The following is a 25,224-nucleotide window of genomic DNA, read 5'->3' as shown; positions in this document are numbered from 1 at the left end:
TTGCCCCTCGTTCTCATGTCCACCAGCCTGCGGCTCGCCGGTGAGGGAGCCGTGAGGCGCCCATTAGGCGGCTCTCATCCGGTAGCCGGTGCCGCGCACGGTCTCGATGCGGTCGGGGCCGATCTTCCTGCGCAGGTAGCGGACGTAGACGTCCACGACGTTCGAGCCGGGGTCGAAGTCGAAGCCCCAGACGTGGCTGAGCAGCTGCTCGCGGGTCAGCACCTGGTCGGGATGCCGACAGAAGATCTCCGCCAGCGCGAACTCCCTGGTGGACAGGTCCACCACGCGGTCGCCGACGTGCGCCCGCCGGGTCCGCAGGTCGAGCGCCAGGTCGCCGACGCGCAGCACGGTCGGCTCGGGCGTGCGGTCGGCCCGCAGCCGCAGCCTGACCCGGGCCAGCAGCTCCTCGAAGGCGAAGGGCTTGGCGATGTAGTCGTCGGCGCCCCCTTCGAGCCCGGCGACCGTGTCGGTCACGCCGCCCCGGGCGGTCAGGATGATCACCGGGATGGCCACCTTCGACTCACGCAACCTCCGCAGCACGGTGAACCCGTCGCTGAGCGGCAGCCCGATGTCGAGCAATAACAGGTCGAACCCGCCCGAACCGGCCAGGTCGTAGGCCGCGACGCCGTCCGTGACCACGGCCGTGACGAAGCCGTTGCCGCGCAGGCCCTTCTCCAGGAAGGCCGCGATCCTGCTCTCGTCCTCGGCGATCAGGATCCGGTTCATGCCCTGGCCAGCGGCAACGTCATCACGAAACAAGCGCCCCCCGCCGGGACGTCCGCCACTCTCACACCGCCTCCGTGCGCCTCGGCGATCGATCTGACGATCGCCAGCCCCAGTCCTGCCCCGTCGTGCCCACCCGTACGTCCCGCACCCCTGACGAACCGGCGGAAGATGCGCTCCCGGTCGGCGGGCGCGACGCCCGGCCCGCTGTCGCGCACCCACAGCTCGGCCCGCCCGTCCCGCACGGCCGACCCGACCGCGATGAGATCGTCGTCCATGGTGTGGCGGACGGCGTTCACCACCAGCTGCATGAGCGCCTGCGTGAGCCGTTGCCGGTCGGCCGGGATCCGCGCCTCGGCCACCTGGTCGACCCGCCACCGCCGGTCGCCCAGCGGCCGGGCCTTGGCCACCACGCTCACCGTCAGGTCGGCCAGCTCGACCTCCTCGATCGCGAGGAAGCCGGGCTGCTCGGCCTTGGCCAGGGTGAGCAGGTCGTCCACGATCCGGTTCATCCGGTCCAGCTCGTCGGTGACCAGGGCGAGGGTCTCCGCGCGCTCGGCCGGGTCGTCCCCCATCAGCTCCAGGTGCCCGCGGATGACCGTGATGGGGGTGCGCAGCTCGTGCCCCGCGTCGTCCACGAACGTGCGCTGGACGGCGAAGGAACGTTCCAGACGATCGAGCATGTGGTTGAACGTGGCGGCCAGCGCGGCCACGTCGTCGTCGCCGGTCACCTTGAGCCTGCGGGTGAGGTCGGCCGAGTCACTGATCTGCTCGGCCGTCTGGCTCACCAGCCGCACCGGGGCCAGCACCCGCCCCGCCACGAACCATCCCGCCGCCCCCGCCAGAGCCAGCGCGGCCAGCGCCGACAGCCCGAGCACGCCGACCGCGTCCACGATCTCGCCCCGATGGCGGTCGTAGAAGACGGCGGCGACGAAATGGCCGGGACGGGGGTCGGCCGCCACCCTGACCGGGATGACGGCGTACCTGACCGTGCCCTCGACGCTCTCGGTGTCGCCGTAGGCGGGCCTGGTGGCCGCGGCCAGCGCCTTGACCAGCTTCTCGTCGGTGTCGAGCCGGGCCGGGGGCGTGACGGCGGTGATCCGGTCGGCCCTGCCGCCCACCATGGTGAAGAAGGTCTCCCAGCGGTCGGGCGCGTTGATCGCCAGGTAGCCGGTGAGCAGTTCCCGCACGTCGGAGACCGGCCGGCCGGTACGGGGGTCGTGGGCGGTGGCGGCGTACCTGCGCAGCTTCTCGGCCTCGTTGGTGAACTCCAGGTTCATCCGGTCGTCGAGGCGGGCGAGCAGGACGGTCCAGGTCGCGAAGATCGAGACCGCCAGGGCCAGGCCGACGACGGCGAGCATCCAGCCCACGATCCGGGCGCGGGCGCTCACCCGCATCCGGCTCCCCGCTCAGTCGTCGTCATCGTCGTCATCGTCATCGTCTTCGCGGTCGTCGTCGTCATCGTCGTCTCCGCCGGTCCAGGCGCGATGGTGGTCGTCGTCGCCATCATCATCGCCGCCTCCGGGCTTCGGCGCGGGCGGCTTGACGGGTTCCGCCTCGGTTCCCGGCGACGTGAACGGCCGTACGTCGCCGGCCGACGTCCCCGGCGAGGTCGAGACCGTGACGGACTCCCCCAGATCGGGCCCGTCGCCGGCCGCCCGTACCAAGCCGGCCGAGAGGAACCCCGCCGCCGTCAGCGCCACGAGAATGAGCAGCACGCGTTTCATGAGGTAGAGCGTCTGCCGCCCGGAGGAGACCATCCTGAGGCCAGGATGAGGAAGCTCTCATCCCTTCCCATCCGGCCGGTCGTCATTAGAATCATGTTCTGATACCGGCTGGTCGGTCAGGAGGTCTTCATGAGGGTGCGGGACAAGGTGATCGTCGTGACGGGCGCGGCCGGCGGCATCGGACGGGCGATGGCCCTGCGCTTCGCCGCCGAAGGAGCCGCCGGGATCGTGCTGGCCGACCTGGACGAGCCCGGCGCGAAGGCCGTGGCCGACGAGATCGGCGACCGGGCGGTGGCCGTCCGCGCGGACGTCTCCGTCGAGTCCGACGTGGCCGCGCTGGCCGAGCCCACCCCCTTCGGCCCGGTGGACGTGTTCTGCTCCAACGCCGGCGTCATCGGCGGCTCCGGCCTCGACGCCCCCCGCCAGGAATGGACCTCCCTGTACGCGGTCAACGTCCTGGCCCACGTGCACGCCGCCCGCGCCGTCATCCCCGGCATGGTCGCCCGCGGCGGCGGCTACCTGCTGAACACCTGCTCGGCGGCCGGGCTGGTGAGCTGCCCCGGCGACGCGCCGTACGCCGTCACCAAGGCCGCGGCCATCGCCTTCGCCGAGTGGGTGGCCATCCACTACGCCGCGCAGGGCATCAAGGTGAGCGTGCTGTGCCCGCAGGGCGTGCGTACCGGGATGCTGCAACGCGGCGTCGAGGAGGGCCACCTGACGGCGCGCGCCGTGGGGGCGTCGGGCGCGATCCTCGACCCCGCCGACGTGGCGGCCGCCGTGATCGACGGCCTGGCCGCCGAACGGTTCCACATCCTGCCCCACCCCGAGGTGGCCGACTTCTACCGCCGCAAGGCCGAAGCCCCGGACAGATGGCTAGCCGGAATGTCCACCTTCATCACCACCCTCCAGTCCACCCCGACCGACTGACCACGCCCGCCTCCCGCCAACCCGACCGACCGCGAGCCGCCTCCCCGCCAACCCGACCGACCACGGGCCGCCTCCCGCCAACCCGACCGACCACCGGCCCCGCCCACCCGGCAAGCGCTCCCGCAAGGCACTCCCGCGAGGCACTCCCCTCGCCGTCGCCCGTCGCGAAAGGCCCGACCCGACCATGGACCAGCACCTCGCCCGGACCGCCCGCCAAGCCTGGCGCCGCCTGGAACCCGTCCACGGGATGATCTACTTCGTCCCCGAGGCCACCACCCGGTACGCCGCCCTCGGCCTCACCGGCATGTCCGGATATTTCACCTCACGGTCCGCCCCCTTGGGCCCCGCCCCCGCCGACCTCGTCATCGCCACGTTCTACAACTTCAACCCCGACCTCGTACGCCGCTCCCTCCCCTGGGACCGGGTCACCCCCGCCCAGGTCCTGCAAGCCCGCCGCGAAGCCGCCGCCGAAGCGCTCCGCCGGGCCGCCGTCCACGAACTGCCCGGCCTCGTCCCCGTACTGACCCTGGCCAGGCGCGCCGCCGAGGCCGCCTGCGACCACCCCCAGGGCCGCCCCCTGTTCGCCGCCCACGCCGCACTCCCCTGGCCCGACGACCCCGTCCTCCAGCTCTGGCACGCCCAGACCCTCCTGCGCGAGTTCCGCGGCGACGGCCACGTGGCGACGCTGCTGGCCGAGGGCATCACCGGCCTCGAAGCCCTCGTCCTGCACGCGGCCAGCGGCGAGGTCGCCAAGCCGTTCCTCACCATGAGCCGCGCCTGGCCTCCGGACCAGTGGGCCCACGCCGAGACCGCCCTCCGCACCCGCGGCCTCCTGACCCCCGACAACGACCTGACCCCCGAAGGCAAGTCCCTGCGCCACCACCTCGAAACCCGCACCGACACCCTGGCCCTGCCCGCGTACGGCGCCCTGGGCGAACCCGACTGCGAACGCCTCGCCGCCCTCGCCCGCCCCTTCGGCCGCCGGGTGGTGGACGCCGGCCTCCTCAAGCTGAGCTGATCACCTGCGCCTCGCGTCCTTCCCGAGGGCCGTCAGCTGGAGGCCGGACGAGGAGACGACCGCGGACCTGGGCGAAGCATGACGTTACCGATACCCCGTCAGGGGAAGATCGCCGGACATGTCGGAGACACCACCACCCCAGAGCCAGCCGTACCCGGGCCGTACGGACGAGATGTCCCCCGAGCCGCGCGACGAGATGCGCGGTTACGAGGGCAGGGACCTGCTGGCGGGCAAGAAGGCGCTGATCACCGGCGGTGACTCGGGCATCGGCCGGGCGGTAGCGGTGGCGTTCGCCAAGGAGGGCGCGGACGTCGCCATCGCCTACCTCGACGAGCACGACGACGCCAACCACACCCGCGGCCTGGTCGAGCACGAGGGACGGCGCTGCGTGCTGCTGCCCGGCGACCTGGGCGACCGCGACCACTGCGCGACGGTCGTGGAGCAGGCGGTCTCCGAGCTGGGCGGCCTGGACGTCCTGGTCAACAACGTGGCCTACCAGGCGCCGGTCGACTCCCTGGAGGAGCTGACGGACGAGCAGTGGGAGCACACGTTCGCGGTCAACATCCACAGCTACTACCGCGTCACCAAGGCCGCGCTGCCGCACCTGCGGGAGGGCAGCGCGATCGTGAACACCTCCTCGATCAACGGCCTGCGCGGCAACAAGACCCTCATCGACTACGCCGCGACGAAGGGCGCGATCAACGCCTTCACCTACTCGATGGCCCAGAACCTGGTCGAGCGCGGCATCAGGATCAACGCCGTCGCCCCCGGCCCGGTCTGGACGCCGCTGATCCCGGCCACGATGCCGGAGGAGAAGGTGGCGAAGTTCGGCGCGCAGGTGCCGATGAAGCGGGCCGCCGACCCCGACGAGATCGCCCCTTCGTACGTGTTCTTCGCCGCCGACCGGCTGTCCTCGTACTACACGGGCGAGGTGCTGGCCCCGATCGGCGGCGAGACGCTCCCGGGCTGACCGCGGCGGGCTACAGGTAGATCGTGCCGCCCTTGCCGATGAACTCGGCCGCCTTGTCGGCCAGGCCCGCCCGCACCTCGTGGCTGAGCTTCATCGAGCAGAACTTCGGGCCGCACATGGAGCAGAAGTGCGCGGTCTTGGCGGGCGCGGCCGGCAGGGTCTCGTCGTGGAAGGCGCGGGCGGTGTCCGGGTCGAGCGACAGGTCGAACTGGTCCTCCCAGCGGAACTCGAACCGGGCGTCCGACAGGGCGTCGTCCCACGCCTGGGCCTGCGGGTGCCCCTTGGCCAGGTCCGCCGCGTGCGCCGCGATCTTGTAGGTGATCACGCCGGTCTTGACGTCGTCGCGGTTGGGCAGGCCGAGGTGCTCCTTGGGGGTGACGTAGCAGAGCATGGCGGTGCCGTACCAGGCGATCATGGCGGCGCCGATGCCGGAGGTGATGTGGTCGTAGCCGGGGGCGATGTCGGTGACGAGCGGGCCGAGGGTGTAGAAGGGCACGTCGTCGCAGAGCTCGCGCTGCAGGTCGACGTTCTCCTTGATCTTGTGCATCGGCACGTGGCCGGGGCCCTCGATCATCACCTGCACGTCGTGCGCATGTGCGATCTTGGTCAGCTCGCCCAGGGTGCGCAGCTCGGCGAACTGGGCCTCGTCGTTGGCGTCCGCGATCGAGCCGGGGCGCAGCCCGTCGCCCAGCGAGAACGTCACGTCGTAGCGGGCCAGCAGGGCGCACATCTCGTCGAAGTGCTCGTACAGGAAGCTCTCGCGGTGATGGGCCAGGCACCAGGCGGCCATGATCGAGCCCCCGCGCGAGACGATCCCGGTCTTGCGGCGGGCGGTCAGCGGGACGTGCGCCAGCCGCACGCCCGCGTGCACCGTCACGTAGTCGACGCCCTGCTCGCACTGCTCGATCAGGGTGTCGCGGTAGACCTCCCACGACAGCGCCTCGGGACGCCCGCCCACCTTCTCCAGCGCCTGGTAGACGGGCACGGTCCCGACCGGGACGGGCGAGCTGCGGATGATCTGCTCGCGGGTCTCGTGGATGTTCGGCCCGGTGGACAGGTCCATGACGGTGTCGGCGCCCCACCGGGTGGCCCACGTCATCTTCTCGACCTCCTCCTCGATCGAGGAGGAGACGGCGGAGTTGCCGATGTTGGCGTTGATCTTCACCAGGAAGTTCCGGCCGATCGCCATCGGCTCGGACTCCGGATGGTTGACGTTGGCGGGGATGACCGCCCGCCCGGCCGCGACCTCCTGCCGGACGAACTCGGGCGTCATCCCCTCCCGTACGGCCACGAACTCCATCTCCTTGGTCACCACGCCGCGCCGCGCCGCGCCGAGCTGGGTGACCGGCGACCCCCACGCCGAGCGGTCGGTACGCGACGGCCCCGAGGTGTCGTAGAGCCGCACCGACGTGCCGTTCGACAGCCTGACCTCGCGCATCGGCACCTGGAGGTCACCGATGTGGATCTTGGAAAAGCGCGCGTCGCTCATCGCGCAAACTCCCTTCGCCGGCATTATCCGGAGCAGGTTCTGGCGGTCGGCGGCTGACAGCCGTCCTCTCAGCCCGGTCCGCACCGGGCTCCCGCGTTGGTCACCGCGATCATAACCCCGCGCGTGGCAGGATCAAGGGGATGTCCGATCCCATTGCGCACACGACCGCCACCTACGACCGCATCGCGCGCCAGTTCGACGAGCAGGTCGCCAATCCGTCGCCCCCGTTCGCGGCCTTCCGCGACCGGTTCGCCTCAGCCCTGCCCGCCGGAGCCACGGTCGCCGACCTGGGATGCGGCCCGGGGCGCGAGTCGGCCTGGTTCGCCGGACGCGGCCTGACCACCGTGGGCGTGGACCTGTCGATCGAGATGGCCAGGCTCGCCGCCGGGCGCGGCGTTCCCACCGTTCTGGGCGATCTGCGACGCCCGCCGCTGTCGCCGGCGTCCCTGGACGGCGTCTGGTCGGCCGCCGCCCTCGTGCACGTGCCGTCCGAGCAGACCGAGCCGACGCTGCGCGCCTGGCACGCGGCGCTGCGCCCCGGCGGGGTGCTCGCGCTGGTCACCGCCCTGGGCGACAGCGAGGGCTGGGAGCCGGTGCCGTACCGGACGGAGTACGAGCGCTGGTTCGTCCACCGCGACGCGGGCGACCTGCTCGCGGTGCTGGACGCGGCCGGGTTCGCGGTCGCCTGGCACGAGACGAACGTCACCCACCGCACGTGGTTCAGCGTGCTGGCGACAGCGCGCAGCTCTCCCCTGCCCTAGTCTCCAGGTCGAGCGTGAACCCGGGGCCGCGCAGCCGGGCGGTCCCGCCGCGCGCCGACGACAGCCTGACCTCGACCGGCACACCGTCCGCCCAGGTGACCCCGACGGTGAAGCCGCCGCGGGCGCGCAGCCCGTCGAACGAGCCCGCGCGCCAGGCGGCCGGCAGCGCGGGCAGCAGCTCGATGACGCCGGCGTGGCTCTGGAGCAGCATCTCGGCCACCCCGGCGGTCGCGCCGAGGTTCCCGTCGATCTGGAACGGCGGATGCGTGTCCCACAGGTTGGGCAGGGTGCTGGCGCGCAGTTGCCCGCTCAGCATGCTCAGGGCGCGGTCGCCGTCCTTGAGCCGGGCCCAGAAGTTGACCTTCCAGGCCATGCTCCAGCCCGTGCCGCCGTCGCCGCGGGCTTCGAGGGTGGTGCGCGCCGCGGCCAGGTGCTCGGGGGCGGTGAGCTGCGTCCCGGGGTGTAAGGCGTAGAGCTGGGAGACGTGCCGGTGCCGGTCGGACGGGTCGTCGAGGTCGGCCTTCCACTCCTGGAGCTGCCCCCAGGAGCCGACCCGCAGCCCGGGGTCGAGCCGGTCGGCCGCCGCGCGCAGCCGTCCGGCGAACTCGGCGTCCACGCCGAGCGTGCGCGCGGCCGCGGCCGTGCAGGCGAACAGGTCCCGGACGATCTGCTGCGGCATGGCCGCGCCCGCGGTGAAGTCGCCGTGCTCGGGCGAGTAGGCGGGCGAGACGACGAGGCTGCCGTCGCGCGCGTCGGGACACAGGTTGGCCAGCCAGAACTCGGCGGCCTCGCGCATCGCCGGGTAGGCGTGCCCGCGCAGGTAGCGCTCGTCGCCGTCGAACAGGTAACGCTCGTAGAGCTGGCGCACCAGCCAGCCGGCGGCGTCCGGCATCCAGAACGACGTGGGCCAGTCGTGCACCCCCGTGAACCCGAACGGGTTGGTGTTGGAGTGCACCACCCACCCCGTGGAGCCGAACATCGACCGCGCGGTCTCGCGTCCGGGCGCGCGCAGCCCCGCCACGAACTCCTGGTACGGCACCGCCGTCTCGGCCAGGTTCGCCGGCTCGGCCGGCCAGTAGTTCATCTGCAGGTTGATGTTGGTGTGGTAGTCGGACTCCCACGGCGGCGAGTTGGACGCGTTCCACACCCCCTGGAGGTTGGCCGGCAGCGAGCCGGGGCGGGAGCAGGCGATCAGCAGGTACCGGCCGTACTGGAAGTACAGCGTCTCCAGGGCCCTGTCGGACGGGGTTCCGGCGCCTTCGTAGGCGGCCAGCAGGCGGTCGGTCGGCAGGTCGGGCATGCGCTGGCCGAGGTCGAGCCGGACCCGGCCGAACAGCGCCCGGTGGTCGGCCTCGTGCTCGGCCCGCAGCTCCGCGTACGGCCGCCGCGCCGCCGCGTCCACCGCCGCCGTGACCCGCGCCGCCGGGTCCGGGCCGCGGTAGCCGGGGTGGACGGGCGCGTAGTCGGTGGCCGCCGAGAAGACGAACACCGCGCTGTCGGCGCCCGTCACCACGACGCGGTCGCCCTCGTCCGTACGGGTGCCGCCCTCGGTCAGCACCTGGACCTGGCCCTCGTACACCAGGCCGTTGTCGGCCAGCACGCCCCGGACGCGCAGCCGTCCCGCCTCGGCGGTCACTTCCTCCCCGCCGTCATGCGCGGTGCCGAAACGCAACGTGAACCCCACCCGTCCCGGAGGTCCCGCCGTCAGCCTGCCGACGATGACGTGTGCCGGGTACGAGGCGAAATATTCCCTGGTGAGCACCACGCCGTCGGCGTCCTCGTACGTCACGGCGGCCACCGCCGTCTCCAGGTCGAGCGTGCGCCGGTAGCCGCCGGAGAAGCCGCCGGTCACGTCGAGCAGCAGCTCACCGAAGTTCTGGTACGCCCCGAAGCCGGGAATGTGCCCCACCGTGCTGTAGGACGGGTTCCCCAGGATCGCGGCCACCTCCTCCGGCGCCATCGAACCCCGCTCGTCGATGACCCGCCGCACCGCGTCCAGAGCACCCGGACGGTCCGCCGGCCAGTTGCCGGATCCGCCGGGATCCGCGCTGCCCGGACCGCCGGTCCACAACGACTTCTCGTTGAGCTGGACGCGCTCGGTCGCAAGCGTCCCGAACACGCAGGCGCCGAGCGCTCCGTTGCCGATCGGAAGGACGTGTCCTTCCCAACTGGGGGCGGGCTCGTCGTACCGGAGCGTCAGCATGGCGATCAGCCTAAGGTTTGGCGATCGCCCCTGGCGGTACGGACTCCCTCAGGGGAACTATGATGAAGATCGCCGCTGTGGCCGCGATCGTGGCTCTCGCCACGATCGGACCGGCTGCCGCCTCTGGGGACGGCATCGAGCAGCAGGAAGTGAGCAAGCAGCAATACCGGACGCTGACCGCCCAGTGCCGCTACGCCGACACACCGGCCCTGCGCCAGAAGTGCAGGCAGGCGGTCAAGGACAACTACCGCATCGGCCGGCGCAACCGTTCACTCGACTGTCGGACGTACTCCGGCGTGACGGTCTGCGGCGAACTGCTCCTCAGCAAGACCGAGCGCGCGTGCATCGACGAGTCCACCAGACAGGGCTTGGCCTATCGCCGCGCCGAAGTGGAATGTTACGTGGCCTGACCATGATCGTCGCAGGTGTCGACGGCTCGCCGACCGGACTGCTGTCCGTCGACTGGGCCGCCAAGGAGGCAGTGCTGCGCGGGGTGTCGCTGACCGTGGCCCACGTGGTGCCCGACTGGGTCTGCCGCCCGATCTCCGGCCGGTACGCGGAGGTCGGCAGGTGGATGCGCGACGGCGCCAAGGAGGTGCTCGCGGCCGCCGAACGGCGGGCCCGCGAACTGGGCGCCGAGGTGACCACGGAACTCGTGCCCGGCGATCCCCGCGCCGCGCTGATCAAGACCGCCGAGCAGGCCGACCTGCTCGTCGTCGGCAGTCGTGGCCTGGGCGGCGTACGCGGGCTGCTGCTCGGCTCGGTCGCCCACGGGGTGGCCGCGCACGCCCAGACGGACGTCGTCCTGGTCCGCGACCCGCCCGCCGTGCCGCGCGGTGAGCTGGTGGTCGGCGTCGACCGTTCCGAGGGCAGTCTCCGCGCGCTGAAGTTCGCCTTCGCCGAGGCCGAGCTGCGCGGCGCCAGGCTGCGCGCGGTGGAGGCGTTCGCCTGGCCGCGCCCCTCGGGCTTCGGGCCCGCCGATCCGGAGGCCGAACGCGAGACCCGCGAGGCTCTGCGGGTCTTCCTCGCCATACCCCGTCAATGCCATCCCGGGGTGGAGGTGATCGAGGACGTCGTGCACGGCCATCCCGTAGAGGTGCTGCGCGAGGCGGCGGCCGGGGCCGACCTGCTGGTCGTCGGCAGCCGGGGACACGGCACGCTGAAGGGCATGCTCATCGGCTCGGTCAGCCAGGCCATGCTGCACCACGCGCCAGGCCCGCTCGCGATCGTCAAAGCCACCTCCGCCTAGAGGCCGTCCCCCCAGACCACCGCCTCCCCTCCTGCCTCCGGAACGAGACCTGGACCGGCGCCATTCTCCAGAACGAGACCTATACCGGCGCCAATCCCCGCCGCGCCTCACCTGCACCTGACCTCCGGTCGCCCTGCCCCGGACGCCTGCCGGTGCTAACCGGCGGCCGGCACCGCCGCCGCGGCCACGATGCCGGCCACGCGCGGCGCGGCCAGCCGTACGTAGTCGTCGGTGGCGAGCGCCAGGGAGCGGTCGAGGCGTGCGGCGTTGAAGTAGATCTCCGGCAGCTCCAGCAGCGAAGGATCGACCACCAGCTCAAGGCGGGGGTCGTAGCTGAACGGCAACACCGTCCCGCTGACGCTGCCCGCCAGTTCCTCCGCCCGGTCCTTGTCGGCGAAGGCCACGTACGTGCCCTCCAGCAGCCCCTTGACCGCCTGCAGATCCAGCCGCGCGTCGCCCGGCACGACGGCCAGCACGTGCCGGGTGCGTTTCTTGCCGATCTTGACCATCACGATCAGGCACTTGGCCGCCTGCTCGACACCGTGCCCGCGCAGGGCACTCACCTGCTCGGTACGCCCCTCCGCCGGATGGTCGATCACCCGGTACCGCGCCCCGCCGGCATCGAGATCGGCGATCAGCCGCTCATAGGCATCCGTCCGCCGGCCGACGTCGGGACTTTCGGCGGCATCGGGACCTCGGTGGGCTCTGGGGCCTTCTTCGGCATCGGCGCCTTCGGAGCCGTCGGGACCTTCGTAGGCGTCACCAGTCACTGCTCAACATCTCCTTGGCCTTGGCGATCCGGCCCTCGTCGCGCTGGTAGAACACCCACTGCTTGATCTTCGTGCCCCGGATCAGCCCCGCCTGGGCCAGCACCTTGAGATGCTCACCGCAGGTGGGCCGGCTCACGCCCAGCTTCTCGGCGATGAACAACGAACAGACGCCGTCGCGTACGAGATCGCCGTCACGCTGCGGGCCGAAGTGCCGCTCGGGGTCGCGCAGCCACTCAAGGATGAGCAGCCGTTTGTCACTGGCCAGCGCCTTGACCAGATCCACATCCACCGAGCCAGTATGGCAATAAGCTAATTACCTGTCCACATCCGGCCAACCGCCCTGCCCTTGAACCGCAGGACTTCAGGACGCCTGCACCACCGGCGCCCCTTCGCTGGCCTGCACCAGGACGAACCCCTGCCCCCGGAACGCCAACTGCATGGCCTCGCCACTCCCCCGCCCGATCAAAGCCCCCACCTTCATCGTGCGGTTGACCCCGACCTGCAACCCCGTGCTCCAGCACACCGCCGCCTGCCCGTCCACGAACGTCGGCATCCGCGCCACGTCCAGCAGCACCGGCGTGCCGTGCGTGGTCACGGCCACCCACCCCGTGCCGGTCACCGTGGTGTTGAACAGCCCACCGGCCGCTACCCCGGCCCCCTGCACCCGCTGGATGTCCCACCTGAGCTCCGGCCCGAACGCCAGCAGGTTCCGCCCGTTGACCGTCAGCCCCTCGTTCTCCAGGTAGAAGAGGTGGATGTCGTCGGCATTGTCGGCCAGATAGAGCTGCCCCTGGCCGCGCACCCGCATCAGGGAGGCGCCCTCCCCCGTCACGGCCTTCTTCAGCAGCCTGCCGAGCCCGCCACCCTCGTAGTCGAAGTCCATCTGCCCCTGGAAGGCGACCATGGACCCCTGCTTGGCAAGCACCTCGTGCGGCAACTGGACCCGCAGCATCTTGTGGTTCTCCAGCGCGAACCCGCCGGGAAGCGGCTGGCCGGCCAGGTTGCCGAAGATCGAACTACGCACGTCGCGCCTCTCACGTCGATGGTCGTCGCCGCCGACGTGCCTCCGGAGCCAGCCCGAGCGGCGTCACCTCCGCCGCTCCCACCACCTCCGGCACACCACTCCGGCGCCGTTCTACAACCCCATCAACTCGGCGCCCCGGACGCGAGTTCCCGCACCACCTGAATGAGCTCGGCCGGATCGAACGGCTTGGTCAGGTACGCGTCGACCCCGATCCCCAGCCCCCGCCTCCGGTCGTCGTCCTGCGCCCGCGCCGTGATCAGGACGACCTTGATGTGACTGGTCGCCTCCTCCGTACGCAACTTCTCCGCCGTCGCCCACCCGTCGAGGCAGGGCATCATCACGTCCAGCGTGATCACATCCGGCATGACGTCCATCACGCGATCCAGACAGTCCTGCCCATCGGTGGCGGTCGACACCTCGAACCCCTCAAGGTTCAGGTTGACCGCGATGAGCTGCCGGATGACCTCGTCGTCATCCACGACCAGTACTTTGCCAAGAACGTCGCTCACGGGCGCAAAGCTAGCCCGTAGCGGGCCGGTCACGTGAGGTTTTCGCGGGATGCGTTCGAGGAGCGTTATCTGGTGCCGAGTGGTCCCCAGATGCTGATAGCCTTATCACTCGTCGCCCCCTTAGCTCAGGGGATAGAGCACCGGCCTCCGGAGCCGGGTGCGTAGGTTCGAATCCTACAGGGGGCACACAATCCTGATCAGCAGCTCAGACCGCTGACCAGGGCAAACATCGCAGGAACGGGCGGGCCTCCAGTCTCACGGAGTCCTGCCCGTTCTCGTTGACGCTGACTGGTTGTGGACCGTGATCCATGTGTGCGGAGCTTTCTGGACTGGGGCTCTGGCTGCACGAAACGTCCGTCGCGCGGCGCACTGGAGGGCAGGTGTCCAGTACGCCGCATTGAGGACGCCCCCGGCCGGTGGCTGACAAAGAGAGCACGGCCATCTCGCTGGTCGATCTCAATCGCGCTTCGCCGGGCTGCCCGGTCGCTCGCAGACAACGTCCAGCCATCGCGGCCGGTCGGAGTGCGCGCCAGGTAGGGGTTGCCAGGCTGGGTACGTCGCAACGCCCCGGTCATCGGCATTCGACTCCTCAAGAGACGATGACGCCTCAACTCGAGGGTGAGCGTGCACAGACCAGCAAGCAAGGACCACGGGCACCAGCCGGTACGACAGCCATCGCCCGGCTCACTGCGCCTGCAATGCGATCTTCACAGGAGACCTGTTCCCCACCGGCGCCCTCGTCCGTTACGAGAATCAACCTGTGTAATGAGGGACCACGGTAACGAACCGATAAATATCGCCGACGAGAAAGAGGAGCAGGAAGGCAACTGCTGTTTTGCTCCGCCAGAGGAATATCACAGCCAACATGAACAAGAGGATGGCGAAGCCGGATGCGGTCGTCGCTATCATCACCAGGTCCGGATCGCTATAATCCGGCATGGACGGATCCCAATTATGGTTGGTCGGCACCAGGCCGGCCAGAGATGCAAGCACCCCAAGCGACCCCGTCAGCACGCCCATGGCGATACGCGCCACTCGGGAGTTCTCGTGTGCCGCCGCCAAGCGACGCTGCTCTTGCATCCGCCGAACGACCGGGTCGGACACGCCGTCGAACGACTCCAAGCCTCCTCCTCGCATTTCGATCCGGCGCCATAGACTGCACGGAATGCCATCACGATTATCGGCATACACATTAGCATCCGCCCCTGAGCCACGGCATTCATAAGCAACTCTGCGCGGGAGTGCAGGCGAAGAGCAGGAAGCAGGGTAGCCAGCTCTATTATAGGCCATGTATGTCGCGGCCACATATATGGCAACCCTGTTGTCTTTGATGGCCGATCTGAGAACGCTGTATTGCTCGGCGGCCATCTCACTGGACTTGCAGCCGAGAGCCTTGGTAGTGTCTGTCATATTTATCGACACCGGACCAAAGTTGCCTTCCAGCCTCTCGTCCTGAACAGCTTGCCGACGCCATTCCGCCATGAGCTTAGCGTGTCATCCTACAGCGGAGGATTTCCAGCTATCCGACATAGACAATACCAGCAAGCAGGTATGCAGGCACATCTTCACAGTGGCCTTTACGGCGTTCTTGTAGGCGCCGATGAATGCCCTCTTGAATCATTTTCTCTATAAGCTTGAGCCTTTTTTTGGCATCTCGGTTTCAGATTGACATACTTGCAGCCATGTCATTGGTCTACGCAGGGGCCTTTCGCATTATCGCTCGATGTCGCTACAACGTCATTGCAGTGTCCCTTAGTTATACGTCCAGGGACACCTTTCCAAGTGGGGGCTGATCACTGATCGACCTTCACCAGCACCGTGAGATCACGGCTGGCTGACGAACCACACACGTCCTGTTGATCTCTGGGCCGTCAACGCCAGCCCAGGCTTGAGACACCGGTGGCGACACTCGACCGATGACCGACGTTAGGTCACGCCGGCCGACCCGCGCTGCCGCACCGTCGTGGCAGTCGATATGACCAGACCAACTACCCAGGAACCGGGCCCTGGTACATGACTGTGAAACAACAGCGACATCAGCGAGTACCGGACCTACCAACGTGAAGAAGAACACCGAGCGCGTCCGTGTCGTGCTCAAGCGCCTGGCGAACAGGGTTCTCGTCGAAACCGAGTCAGGACTGCCGGCCAGCCATGCCGGCAACGCCCTGACCAGCCCGTCTCCCCGAAGGCGAGGGACGAAAGGGACGTCAACGCGCGCAACGCCCTCTCGCGACTCCCTTGTCGAGGCAATCCGGTTGGCGTATGTGTGAGACGTTGCCTGTTGGAGGAATTGTGGCACCCAACCGATGGCCGACCGGCACCTTCATGCATCGGCTGACGGACGAGCTCCGCTCCGAGCTCCTTGGCCTCGGAACCTTGCGCTCGCTCCCGCCCGGACACGTGCTGATCAGGCAAGGAGATCGCGGCACATCGGTCTGGATCCTGTTGGACGCGCTGGTCAAAGTAACCGGCGGCGTTGAGAACGGGGTGGAGGCGACCCTGGCGATCCGGGTTTCGGGTGACATCGTGGGCGACATGGCAGCAATGGATGGGGCGCCGCGGTCGGCGACTGTGACCACCTGTGGGCGCGTCGTCTGTCAACAGATCAAGGGCCCGGTGTTCCGCTCTTTTGTGACTCGGCGCCCGGCCGCGGCTCTGGCGCTGACGCAGGTCGTGGCCGAGCGACTGCGTTGGGCCAATCAACGGCGCCTCGACTTCGCTGGATACGAGACGAAGATCTGCCTGGCACGCGTGCTGATCGCGCTAATCTCGCGACACGGCCGAACCACAGATGACGGAGTGAGCATCGGCATACCGCTCACCAGAGCCGAATTGGGGATGCTGGTGGGCGCCAAGGAGATCACGACGCAGAAGGCGTTGCGCGAACTGGCTGCGGAGGGGGTCATCCGGCGAGGGCACCGCGACGTGGTAGTGAAGGACCTGGCAGGACTGACTGCGCTTGCCGACCTCCCGTTCCTCGCTTAACCATATTTCTACGGCTTCTCCCGCCGGGTGGTACCTCACTGTAGAGCCCACCCGCTCATTGGAGATGCCATGGTCATGCACGATTACCGCGTCCTGCTCACAGCCGACATCGAGAACTACGGCGACCGCACCGACGCCCAGCAGCGCACCCTCCAGTCCGGTCTTATCGGCGCCATCGAGACGGCGGCGGACCGCGTTCATCTGAACCGGGAGTCATGGTCGCGCCAGGTAGGCGGTGATTCGCTGACCGTCGTCCTTCCCGCTGAACCAGGCCCTCTTGTCACGATTCCTCTTCTCCTCGACCAGTTCCTGACCGAGCTGGACATGGCCATCGCAGCGCACAACAGCCAGCGCGGCGATCCCACCTGGGCCCGGATGCGCATTCGGCTGGCCATCCACGTTGGACCACTGCAGTTGGACGGCGCGGCGGGGTGGCCCGGGCAACATGCCGTGCAGCCCGCGAGAATGCGTGATTCGGCACCGATACGGGCCGCGCTCGACACCTTCCGCGACGCGGACTTAGCGCTGATCATCTCGCGGGAAGTGTTCCGCGACTACGTGTCACAGGGACCTGGACGGCCGAGACCGTCGGAGTTCCTTGCGGTCGCGGTAGCGGAGAAGAGACAGGAATATCCGGCCTACCTGTACGTGCCGCACTTCGACGTCCACAACATGGAAGTTCCGGAGCGCCCGCCGTCCAGAGAGAACGATCCGTCACCACCTTCGTCGAGAAATGGGTCGATCACGAACAAGGCCAAGAGGGGCGACATTCTCTTCGCGCAAGGGGACATCAACGTCACACGTGACTCGAAGCGGAGAAAGAAATGAGCGACTCCCCGCCCGAGGGGTCGGGCCCTGAAGGCCCGCAGCCAGAGGAACCGCTGGTCGACGACATCTCGTCCGAGGAGGAGGACGAGACATTTCAGGAACCCGACAACCTACCAATCCGTCATGAAATGGCCGCCTCCCGGCAGGAGTGGGAGGAACGCCGGCAGAGCTTGGACGACCTGTACGCCGACGAACTGTCCAGCGCCGGCACCCGGGATCTGAGCGGCCGCGTGAGCAACCGCGTCAAGAAGGGAAACCTCTGGTTCGCCCAGGGAGACATCCACGTAGGCCAGGCGCGGCCACAACCGACAGCGACGGTCAATGAACTGACAGAAGCCGAGACCGCGGACCTACGGCGAACGCTGGTACCGACCCAGTCACAAACCGATATACGTAAGCTGCTCGACAGCCGGCGCCTGATCCTTCTCGGTGGAGCGGCAGAGACGGGAAAGGCGACCACAGCTCTGGCTGCGCTGCTCGAGTGGAGCGGCAGGGTGAGCTGGATCATGCCGCACGGAGCGAGCACGCCGAACCCCCGGGATTGGAAACTGGAATCGGGGCATGGCTATTTGCTGGACCTGGTTGATACGCCCAATGTGGTCGACAGGGTGACCACAAGCCTCAAACGTGCTGGCATCAACGCGGACTACAGGGTGATCGTCCTGGTGCCAGAGCACATCCAGTCATCCATCGCGCCCGTGATCGAACACGATCCACCGCCGAACCGCCGGGTCTTCACCAAGCATCTGTCCGTTCAGGCATCCGGCGCACGGCTTGCCGTAGACGATCAGAAGCTCTTGGACGAGGAGCTCCGCGCTCTCTCCGCGCCCTGGCAGGTGGTCGAACTGGTCAGGCAGGTGGTCGCCACGATGGAGGCCGGCAGTCCCATCGAGACCATGCTGAACCGGCGATTCCATCGAATGCGCGCGAAGGTGGGCGAGAACCTCGAGAGGCGCAGGCCGACTCTGGGCCGGTGCTTCATGACCAGCATCGCCGTACTCCACGGACTACCGGAGGCGGAAATCTCTGGCGCGGCCCTGGCCCTGGCCGAACGGCTTGACGAGAAGTGGCGTCGTGATCATTCGCCGAAATCGGTCCAGCTTTGGGAAAACCTGCCGGCCTGGCTGAAGTACGTGGATGCCGAGGTCGCACCCGCCGGGCCCGGCGGTGGGCGAAGCATCAGGCTGAGACGCCCCGAGTTGGCGGCCGTCATGCTACGCGTGATCTGGGAGGACCAGCCGACCATCCGTGACTCGCTGATCGACTGGTTGATCCGGCTCGGCGGCGAGGGATCCTGGCATACGAGGATCAAGGTCGGGCATGCGGTCGGAAAGCTCGCAACTTTCGACTTCTCCCTCGTCAACGAACGGTTTTTGGAGGTATGGAGCCGCTCTCGCCGACCTCGGGACCATCAACTCGCCGCCTTGGCACTGGAAGCCGCCGCCGAGAACCCATCGATGACCCGCCGCGTCCACCTCCATCTCGATTCGATGATCCATGGCAACGACGCGAAGAAGGCGATCGCGATCCGCGCCTACGCCTCGTCCGTCGGCCTCTCCGCACCCGACCAAGCACTCGCCGCGTTCAGGACTCTGGTCCTGAGCAGAGGCGTCAAGTTCCACCACGAAGTGGCCCAGTCCATCGCCTACCTCTATCGCCGGAACACCGCGCCTACCATCATGAACCATCTCGCTGACTGGGTCCGTGACGGAGGAGCGATCGGTCGTCACGGCGCCGCCCTCGCCTTCGGACGACTGGTCGCGCTACCCGTCTCGAGCCCCGAGCGGCCGCATCCCAGCGACCTCGATCCCCATCCCTCGCTGGTGATGCTCTGGCGCAACGCGCTCAGCTACGAGGAAGAGGGGCGCCTTGTCGTGCCCGACTCCTGGGACCTGCTGCTGAACGAATGGCTGCGGTACTACGGCGAGCGGCCGACCGTACGCGAGATCACGGACCAGATCTTCAGCCTGACCGACGTGCGGAGCGCCGAGCGAGCACTGCTCTACCTTCGGCTCTGGCGGCACCATGGCGAGATCTCCGCCGAACTTCACCATCACCTGCGTCAACTCGTTCACAGGAGCTGATCTCATGCGCAAATGGCTGGCCCCCATGCTCTACCGCATCCAGCAGAACCAGCCAGAGGCCGAACCGCCCATCGGCATCGAGCCGTTCGTGCTGTCCTCGCCCGCCAAGGGCGACGCCTACGACTTCTCCGTCACCGTGTTCCGTATCGCGACCTCGGGCGGGAAACGGACCTCAGCCCTGTTCAGTGATGAAGTGCCCGAAGCGGAGACGGTCCTCCAGCGCGCCTGTCAGGAGGTACGTTCGACTACCCGACAATTCGAGATCACCGCGCCGGGCGCGGCGGAGCAAGCCACGAACGAAAGACTCCAGGCGATCTCAGGCTCGATGACAGGTGTCTTCCGGTGGGCGATCAGAGCCGAGGTCAACGTTCCCGAGGAGATACGCCAGCTCAACCGTGCTGCCCACAAGAGACAGCATGACATCAGGGCCGACGCCGACGCCGCGCTGCTCCGGATCAAGAGCACCGACGAGGTCCGGCAGGAGTGGCAGGACTTTCTCACCACCGTGGTCGGAAGCGCCCAGGTGGAGCACGCGATCAAACTGGCTGTCTCCCCGGAACACCTACCGCAGATCATCGCGGAGCTCGTCGAACAGCGGCAGCAGGGAGCGCAACAACTGCTCGGCACCGTCGACTCGATCATGCAGCGCTACGAGACAGTGGACATGCTCAACTTCGTCGTCAGCAATGAAACTGTACTCCGCAGAACCCTGGAACTCCTTGGCCTGCCAGTTCCGCCGCTGGAGGACGACACGCTGCTGGTAGGCCGAGCGTGAGGTGCTCGCCGGAGCGGCGCCATCCAGCGACCGCGCTGTCACGGCGAAGATCCGGTGATCATGACGTTGATGAGCGCCGCGCTCACCGTAGCCGCCGTTCCACCGAGGAGCAGCCAGAACCCCCAGCGGATTAGGCGATACTTCCGCCCGACGATGTGGCTGACCCGGTACAGCTGATCAGCGACCCGCTCCAGGTCGAGCGCCGATGACCGCATGAGAGCGCTGGCGACGGCCGCCGTGGAGTCGAGACGATGGACATCGGCGTAGTACATGACGGCGCCGCTCCCCTTCCGCCGATCCAGGCGCGGATACACCGCGCCAGCGAGCACCACCACGGACGCCAGAGCTGCCGCTGCCCCTACCCACCACAGCCACTCGACGGCATTGGACATCTCGGAAGGTGACCAGCTGCCCGCCAGCAGGCCGCCTGCGACGGCGCCGAGGCCGATGCCGACGATGCCGAGGAGGACCTGGGCTTTGGCGTCCGCCCGGTTGAGCTCCTCACGCGCCTCTCTGAGTAACTGTGCTCCGTACTCGCACGCATCGTCCTCGGCTGCCTGCCGTCCGTCTGCAGGGGGCCGGGTGAAGGTTCGCACGATCTTGCGGAACATGAGAAACCTCCTGGCCGGGGGGCGATCACAACGCAGAGCATTCCACGACCGCCATAAGTTGAAGCCCGTGATGCGCTGCGCGCCTGCTGTACACCACCTCAGCAGGAAGCTCTCTGCGTGATCGTGGGCCACATGTGAGCCAACCGCGGCATTGATCAAGTGGCATTAATTAGATTGCCCCTGGTCAAGGGCATGGTTAGCAGCAAACCTCCAGCCTCTCCGGTGCCGATGACAGCTAAAGACCGGCTCTGGCACGAATTTCGTGATCGTCCGGCGGCGCGCTTCTGACGCAAGGATGAACGGGGTAGACATCGCTCAGGCGGCTTCTGTCGCTGCCCATTTCAGACCGTGTCTCAGTGATGCCTCCTTGCAAGCGACTCCGCCTGCCTACAGTGGATTTCTCGGAGTTTGTCCGCGAAGGAGTCTTGGATGGATCCGATCGTGCTGGCAGCGGCGACAGCCTTGGTGGGGGCGATGGCCACCGATGCGTGGCAACAGACCCGTACCGCAGTGGTGGCCTGGTGGTGCAAGGTCCGCTCCGACCAGGCCGAGACCGTGCAAGCTGAGCTGGAAGCGACGCAAATTCAGGTGCTCGCCGCCCGTGAGCGGGTGGATCCTGACACAGAGCAGGCCCTGGCAGGGATATGGCAGCTGCGGCTGCAGCAGATCCTCGATGAGGATCCGACCGCCGGACCGCAGCTACAGCGCCTGCTGGATGAGCATCTGACTCCCTCACTGCTCTCCGGCGAGCAGTCCCGCATCCAACAGATCATTAACGCCCATGCCCACGATCAGTCGCGGCAGTTCATCGCCGGCCGAGATCAGCACATCACCGGATCGTGAGCAAGCGGGATGGGTGAGTCGGAGCCCGCCCAAGTACGCATCGAAGCAGTCGCCGAGAGCCACGCCCGGCAGATCATTGCCGGTCGAGATCAAACGATCTACACCGGTCCCATACCGTCTCCTGCAGTGACGATGCGCACCCTGCCCCGGGACGTGGTGGGCTTCACCGGCCGCGACGCCGAGTTGCAATGGCTCATCGCTGCCGCATCGAGAACATCTGGCCTGCTGACCGTCTACACCATCGACGGCATGCCCGGCGTGGGGAAGACCGCACTGGTAACCCGTGCCGCGCACATGCTCGCTGACGCTTTTCCGGACGGGCAGTTGTTCGTCAACTTGCACGCCCACACCCCCGGTCAGCAGCCCGCCGACCCCCGTGACGTGCTCGGAGATTTGCTGGCCTGCACCGGCATGCCTCAGGGCGAGATCCCTGGAAGCGTGGAGGGGCGAGCGCAGCGGTGGCGCGGGCGTCTGGCCGGGAAGAAGGTGCTGCTGGTCTTGGACGACGCGGCCGACCACGCCCAGGTAGAACCGTTGTTGCCGGGAGCGGCGGCATGCGTGGTCCTGGTCACCAGCCGGCGACGTCTGATCGCGTTCCCTGGTGCCGAGCCGCTCTCGTTGGCCACGCTGCCGTCTGGTCAGGCACTTGAGCTATTCACTCGCATGGCCCGTCGGGCGCCTGTAAGGCAAGAGCGGGATGCTGTTGTCGATCTGGTTGAACGATGTGGCTTTCTACCGCTGGCCATTACGTTGCTCGCCGGCCGCCTGGCCCACCATCCCGCATGGGATGTCGCCGCCTTCGCGGATGCGTTCGCCGCTGCTCAGGATCGGCTGGGTGAACTCGAAGCAGACGACCGCGCGGTGACGGCAGCCTTTGACCTGTCATACCATGCCTTGTCTCCAGACCAGCAGCGCCTCTTCCGCCGTATAGGCCTGCACCCTGGCTCCACCTTCGATTCATATGCTGCTGCCGCCCTCGATGACATCTCTGTCGTCCAGGCCCGTCGCCAGCTTCATGCTCTGTATGCCAGCCACTTCATCGATGAACCGGCGCTTGGCCGCTACAGTCTGCACGACCTCCTGCGCGCATACGCCCAAGCCCTCGCAGCCCAGGATCCAGTTGGGGAACGCGAATACGCAACCGACCGCCTTTGTGCCTACTACCAGTGCACCGCCGAGGCCGCTGACCGCCTCATCAGGCATCCTCGCCCCGGTGCCGCAGCCCAAATCGATGCTTCTGTCATGACGCCAGAACTGGCTGACCGTGAACACGCGCTGACCTGGATGCGCACCGAACGTTCCAACCTACTCGCTTCTGCCAGCTTTGCTTCGATCAATGTGCGTGACTCCTACGTCATCCGTCTCGCCAAGGCCATGGCCTCCTTCCTCTCTCAGGAGGGCGTCTGGGACCAGGCCGCCGTTCTCCATGAGGCGGCCTTCACCGCCGCACAGCACACCGCCGATCCTCTCGCCCAGGCCGATGCCCTACAGAATCTGTCCTGGGCCCACAGCGGAATGGGGGCCTACTCGACAGCAGAAAACTTGGCGGAGCAAGCACTGGCCTCGTATCGCTCGCTCAGTGATCGGAACGGGGAGGCAAATGCCCTGCTGAACCTCAGTCAGGCACGGCGTATGAGAGGAAAATACGACCTGGCGGCTGTTCTGGCAGAGCAGGCTCTGGCCCTGTACCGCTCCCTCGGCAACCGACACGGCGAAGCCCGCGCTCTACAGGCCCAGAGCTGGATCCGGCGCGTAGCGTACGGAGATTTCGTGGGAGCAGCCGACCTGATCCAACAGGCGCTGTCCTTGAATCGTGCTCTCGGTGACCGCCTCGGCGAAGCCAATGCTCTGTCCGATCTCCGCGTGGTCCGGCATGCGCTTGGGGAGTACTCAACGGCAGCCGACCTGGCTGAGCAGACGATGGTGCTCTATCGCGTCCTCGGCAACCGGAAAGGTGAAGCGGACGCGCACCGAGGTTTGAGCCGAGCACGATGTTCGCTGGGGAATTACGAGGTGGCGACGGATCAGGCAGAGCAGGCTCTGGCCTTATATCGCTCCCTCGGCGCCCGGCATGGCGAAGCCGAAGCCTTGCTGGTTTTGGGTCAAGTACGGGTCAGGACCGGGGAGTTCCAAGCGGCAGCCAACCTGGGGCAGCAGGCCCTGACCCTCTACCAAGCCCTCGACTTCGGCCACGGCGAAGCCAACGCCCTCCGGCTTCTGGGGCAGGCACAACATCTGTCCGGGGAGTACTCGAAAGCGTCCGACGTACTGGCGGAGGCCTGGGCGCTGTTCCAGCATTTCGGTGATGACCAAGGCGAGGCGGAAGTCCTGAACTGCACCGGCGCTCTCCTAGCCGATTCCGCTGGAATACAGCCAGCACTTGTCGCATACCGGCGGGCTCTGCGGCTGGCACGTGAAGTGCAGAGCCCTCTGGACGAGGCGCATGCTCTCGAAGGAATAGCCCGATGCCACATACGCTGCGGCCACCAGCAAGGCGCACTTGTTTATCTACACGTGGCAGTAGCCATCTACCAACGCATTGGAGCTGCTGAGGCCATATTGGCTGCAGAGCAGCTGAAGGCCCTTCGGGTAAGCGTCCGCACATAACCGGTCTGATTACTTTGACACGAAACCCGTCTGTTTAGAAGGCGCACATGACCGTGGCCACCGTCCATCGGGACGTCGAAAGGCTCCGTGCTCACGCGGCACCATTCCGGGCCATCCATCTAACGAGAAGACATGGCCAGAACCCGCGGGCACTTCGCGGCCAAAGAGCGGCCGTGCCCAGGCAAGAGACCGGATGAGAGGCAGAGAGCGTACACCAGGCGGAGGAGAAGCGTGCCCTGACCCGCACCCCCACCAGGACGGTCAGCCGGACAAACCGGTTCCTCCGCTGAGGCTCTTCAGCGTGATCGTGGACCATTCGGGGACCATCCATCTCCCGATCAAGCGCCATCCACGCATAGCGCCTGGTCGGAAGCGTGAGCGATCATGAGCGTCTCCGACCCGCCGGACACCAAGTTCGTTGATTCCAGCCACAAGGAATGCAGTCTCGACGGGGCATTGAAGCTGTACCACTTGCCGGACAACGGCAAAAAATCGGACGACGTCGGCTACAATTGATCACCTTTGCCACGAATGTCACGCCCGTCGCGGAACCGGAAAACTCCGGGACGGGCGCGGCGCATTCTTCCCCGCGGCCGAAGACCCGGCCTGACAATGAGGTACGGAAAAGGGGCTCATGCGGTACGCCGGCACCGGCGCGACGGAGGCGCGGGCGCATTTTCGCCGGACCCTCGGCTGCGGGGGCGTTCTGGCGGCGGTCGTGCTGCTCGCCGCCGCGGTCGCGTGGGCGGACAGCCGGCTCGTCGACAGCGCGCTCTCGTACTGTTTCGGCGACCTCGACGCGGGCGAGGCACTGGCCGGCCTGATCTTTCTCGGCGGCAGGTGGCTGCTCTTCATGACCGTCTTTCTGTGCGGCGCGCTTTTCCTCACCGGGTTCCGCGCGCTCGGGCGGCGGGCCGACGGCAGAGCCGCCGTCGTGGCCTTCCGGATGGGCTTCTGGGTCACCGCCGCGCTTTTGGTGGTCGTCCCGGCTGGCCTGATCCTCTACGATTTCGCGACGACCGGCACCCCTACCGGCGCGACAGGGCTCAATTGCGGCGTGGGCAACGTGCCGCCCTGGTGGCCGGACTGGCTGCCGTCCTGAGGGCGGCCGGTGATTGCCG

25 protein-coding genes, 1 tRNA gene and 1 riboswitch are annotated in these 25,224 nt (G+C 67.8%); of the genes, 15 read left to right on the top strand and 11 right to left on the bottom strand.

Going from position 1 to position 25,224, the window contains the following annotated elements; genetic code table 11:
• Window positions 1-63: 63 nt before the first annotated feature.
• The 3 genes from ABT158_RS01555 to ABT158_RS01545 are packed head-to-tail and all read right to left on the bottom strand — an operon-like array spanning window position 64 to window position 2,450.
• Complete coding sequence (locus ABT158_RS01555; RefSeq protein WP_352349732.1) at window positions 64-726, bottom strand: response regulator transcription factor; 663 nt, start codon at window positions 724-726, stop codon at window positions 64-66.
• A complete protein-coding gene (locus ABT158_RS01550) occupies window positions 723-2,114 on the bottom strand; it encodes a sensor histidine kinase (protein WP_352349730.1) in 1,392 nt (463 codons plus the stop codon). The genes ABT158_RS01555 and ABT158_RS01550 overlap by 4 nt, the downstream gene beginning before the upstream one ends.
• Before the next feature lie 18 nt (window positions 2,115-2,132).
• Window positions 2,133-2,450, bottom strand: a complete 318-nt coding sequence (locus tag ABT158_RS01545; RefSeq protein ID WP_352349728.1) for a hypothetical protein — start codon at window positions 2,448-2,450, stop codon at window positions 2,133-2,135.
• 129 nt (window positions 2,451-2,579) lie between these two features.
• Here ABT158_RS01545 and ABT158_RS01540 point away from each other — a divergent pair, with 129 nt between their 5' ends.
• From ABT158_RS01540 to ABT158_RS01530, 3 genes are all read left to right on the top strand, one after another.
• Entirely contained in the window at window positions 2,580-3,377 is a 798-nt protein-coding gene (locus ABT158_RS01540; protein ID WP_352349726.1) for an SDR family oxidoreductase, read from the top strand.
• A gap of 184 nt (window positions 3,378-3,561) precedes the next feature.
• Window positions 3,562-4,395 (top strand): SCO6745 family protein, encoded by an 834-nt coding sequence (locus ABT158_RS01535; protein WP_352349724.1) that lies wholly within the window; start codon window positions 3,562-3,564, stop codon window positions 4,393-4,395.
• Between the two features lie 118 nt (window positions 4,396-4,513).
• Window positions 4,514-5,365, top strand: a complete 852-nt coding sequence (locus tag ABT158_RS01530; protein ID WP_352349722.1) for an SDR family oxidoreductase — start codon at window positions 4,514-4,516, stop codon at window positions 5,363-5,365.
• A 10-nt stretch (window positions 5,366-5,375) separates the two neighbouring features.
• Here the strand turns inward: ABT158_RS01530 and thiC are convergent, their stop codons facing one another.
• Entirely contained in the window at window positions 5,376-6,854 is a 1,479-nt protein-coding gene (gene thiC, locus ABT158_RS01525; protein ID WP_352349720.1) for a phosphomethylpyrimidine synthase ThiC, read from the bottom strand.
• Window positions 6,847-6,959: riboswitch (TPP riboswitch) on the bottom strand. It overlaps the preceding gene by 8 nt.
• Before the next feature lie 35 nt (window positions 6,960-6,994).
• Between thiC and ABT158_RS01520 the strand changes: the two genes are divergently transcribed.
• Window positions 6,995-7,615 carry a class I SAM-dependent methyltransferase gene (locus ABT158_RS01520; protein ID WP_352349718.1) on the top strand — a complete coding sequence of 207 codons (621 nt, stop codon included), beginning with the start codon at window positions 6,995-6,997 and terminating at the stop codon, window positions 7,613-7,615.
• Here ABT158_RS01520 and ABT158_RS01515 read toward each other — a convergent pair.
• Complete coding sequence (locus ABT158_RS01515; protein WP_352349716.1) at window positions 7,575-9,818, bottom strand: glycoside hydrolase family 95 protein; 2,244 nt, start codon at window positions 9,816-9,818, stop codon at window positions 7,575-7,577. The two genes, ABT158_RS01520 and ABT158_RS01515, sit on opposite strands and share 41 nt — an antisense overlap.
• Window positions 9,819-9,877: 59 nt before the next feature.
• Between ABT158_RS01515 and ABT158_RS01510 the strand changes: the two genes are divergently transcribed.
• On the top strand, window positions 9,878-10,228 hold the full coding sequence (locus ABT158_RS01510) for a hypothetical protein (protein WP_352349714.1): 351 nt from the start codon (window positions 9,878-9,880) through the stop codon (window positions 10,226-10,228).
• A gap of 2 nt (window positions 10,229-10,230) precedes the next feature.
• The gene (locus ABT158_RS01505) at window positions 10,231-11,067 is read left to right on the top strand and encodes a universal stress protein (RefSeq protein ID WP_352349712.1); all 837 of its coding nucleotides are present in this window, start codon (window positions 10,231-10,233) and stop codon (window positions 11,065-11,067) included.
• 155 nt (window positions 11,068-11,222) lie between these two features.
• Here ABT158_RS01505 and ABT158_RS01500 read toward each other — a convergent pair whose 3' ends face one another.
• The 4 genes from ABT158_RS01500 to ABT158_RS01485 form a co-directional block, all read right to left on the bottom strand.
• Window positions 11,223-11,837, bottom strand: coding sequence for a YbaK/prolyl-tRNA synthetase associated domain-containing protein (locus tag ABT158_RS01500; RefSeq protein ID WP_352349710.1), 615 nt, complete (start codon window positions 11,835-11,837; stop codon window positions 11,223-11,225).
• Window positions 11,827-12,126 (bottom strand): ArsR/SmtB family transcription factor, encoded by a 300-nt coding sequence (locus ABT158_RS01495; RefSeq protein WP_352349708.1) that lies wholly within the window; start codon window positions 12,124-12,126, stop codon window positions 11,827-11,829. Before ABT158_RS01495 ends, ABT158_RS01500 begins: the two co-directional genes overlap by 11 nt.
• 72 nt (window positions 12,127-12,198) lie before the next feature.
• Window positions 12,199-12,861 (bottom strand): AIM24 family protein, encoded by a 663-nt coding sequence (locus tag ABT158_RS01490; protein WP_352349706.1) that lies wholly within the window; start codon window positions 12,859-12,861, stop codon window positions 12,199-12,201.
• 122 nt (window positions 12,862-12,983) lie between these two features.
• The gene (locus ABT158_RS01485) at window positions 12,984-13,370 is read right to left on the bottom strand and encodes a response regulator transcription factor (RefSeq protein WP_352349704.1); all 387 of its coding nucleotides are present in this window, start codon (window positions 13,368-13,370) and stop codon (window positions 12,984-12,986) included.
• Window positions 13,371-13,484: 114 nt separating this feature from the next.
• Here ABT158_RS01485 and ABT158_RS01480 point away from each other — a divergent pair.
• Window positions 13,485-13,556: transfer RNA gene (locus ABT158_RS01480), tRNA-Arg, on the top strand.
• Window positions 13,557-14,123: 567 nt separating this feature from the next.
• Here ABT158_RS01480 and ABT158_RS01475 read toward each other — a convergent pair.
• Entirely contained in the window at window positions 14,124-14,852 is a 729-nt protein-coding gene (locus ABT158_RS01475) for a hypothetical protein (RefSeq protein WP_352349702.1), read from the bottom strand.
• 843 nt (window positions 14,853-15,695) lie between these two features.
• Here ABT158_RS01475 and ABT158_RS01470 point away from each other — a divergent pair.
• The 4 genes from ABT158_RS01470 to ABT158_RS01455 all read left to right on the top strand — a co-directional run bounded on the left by ABT158_RS01470 (window position 15,696) and on the right by ABT158_RS01455 (window position 20,042).
• A complete protein-coding gene (locus ABT158_RS01470) occupies window positions 15,696-16,355 on the top strand; it encodes a Crp/Fnr family transcriptional regulator (protein ID WP_352349700.1) in 660 nt (219 codons plus the stop codon).
• Window positions 16,356-16,424: 69 nt separating this feature from the next.
• Complete coding sequence (locus tag ABT158_RS01465) at window positions 16,425-17,183, top strand: hypothetical protein (RefSeq protein ID WP_352349698.1); 759 nt, start codon at window positions 16,425-16,427, stop codon at window positions 17,181-17,183.
• A complete protein-coding gene (locus tag ABT158_RS01460) occupies window positions 17,180-19,267 on the top strand; it encodes a hypothetical protein (RefSeq protein WP_352349696.1) in 2,088 nt (695 codons plus the stop codon). The genes ABT158_RS01465 and ABT158_RS01460 overlap by 4 nt, the downstream gene beginning before the upstream one ends.
• A 4-nt stretch (window positions 19,268-19,271) precedes the next feature.
• The gene (locus tag ABT158_RS01455; RefSeq protein ID WP_352349694.1) at window positions 19,272-20,042 is read left to right on the top strand and encodes a hypothetical protein; all 771 of its coding nucleotides are present in this window, start codon (window positions 19,272-19,274) and stop codon (window positions 20,040-20,042) included.
• 38 nt (window positions 20,043-20,080) lie between these two features.
• Here ABT158_RS01455 and ABT158_RS01450 read toward each other — a convergent pair whose 3' ends face one another.
• Window positions 20,081-20,653: a Pycsar system effector family protein gene (locus tag ABT158_RS01450; protein ID WP_352349692.1), complete on the bottom strand. Its 573-nt coding sequence runs from the start codon at window positions 20,651-20,653 to the stop codon at window positions 20,081-20,083.
• Between the two features lie 429 nt (window positions 20,654-21,082).
• Between ABT158_RS01450 and ABT158_RS01445 the strand changes: the two genes are divergently transcribed.
• The 4 genes from ABT158_RS01445 (at window position 21,083) to ABT158_RS01430 (ending at window position 25,205) form a co-directional block, all read left to right on the top strand.
• Complete coding sequence (locus ABT158_RS01445) at window positions 21,083-21,496, top strand: hypothetical protein (protein WP_352349690.1); 414 nt, start codon at window positions 21,083-21,085, stop codon at window positions 21,494-21,496.
• A gap of 132 nt (window positions 21,497-21,628) precedes the next feature.
• Entirely contained in the window at window positions 21,629-24,103 is a 2,475-nt protein-coding gene (locus ABT158_RS01440; protein ID WP_352350469.1) for an ATP-binding protein, read from the top strand.
• 384 nt (window positions 24,104-24,487) lie between these two features.
• Window positions 24,488-24,619 (top strand): hypothetical protein, encoded by a 132-nt coding sequence (locus tag ABT158_RS01435; RefSeq protein WP_352349688.1) that lies wholly within the window; start codon window positions 24,488-24,490, stop codon window positions 24,617-24,619.
• A gap of 118 nt (window positions 24,620-24,737) precedes the next feature.
• Window positions 24,738-25,205 carry a hypothetical protein gene (locus ABT158_RS01430; protein ID WP_352349686.1) on the top strand — a complete coding sequence of 156 codons (468 nt, stop codon included), beginning with the start codon at window positions 24,738-24,740 and terminating at the stop codon, window positions 25,203-25,205.
• Window positions 25,206-25,224: the final 19 nt, after the last annotated feature.

The organism is Nonomuraea sp. NPDC001636 (assembly GCF_040298265.1).
GTDB lineage: Bacteria > Actinomycetota > Actinomycetes > Streptosporangiales > Streptosporangiaceae > Nonomuraea.
The sequence above is the reverse complement of the archived record's forward strand: the minus strand, read 5'-3'. Positions and strand labels throughout refer to the sequence as shown.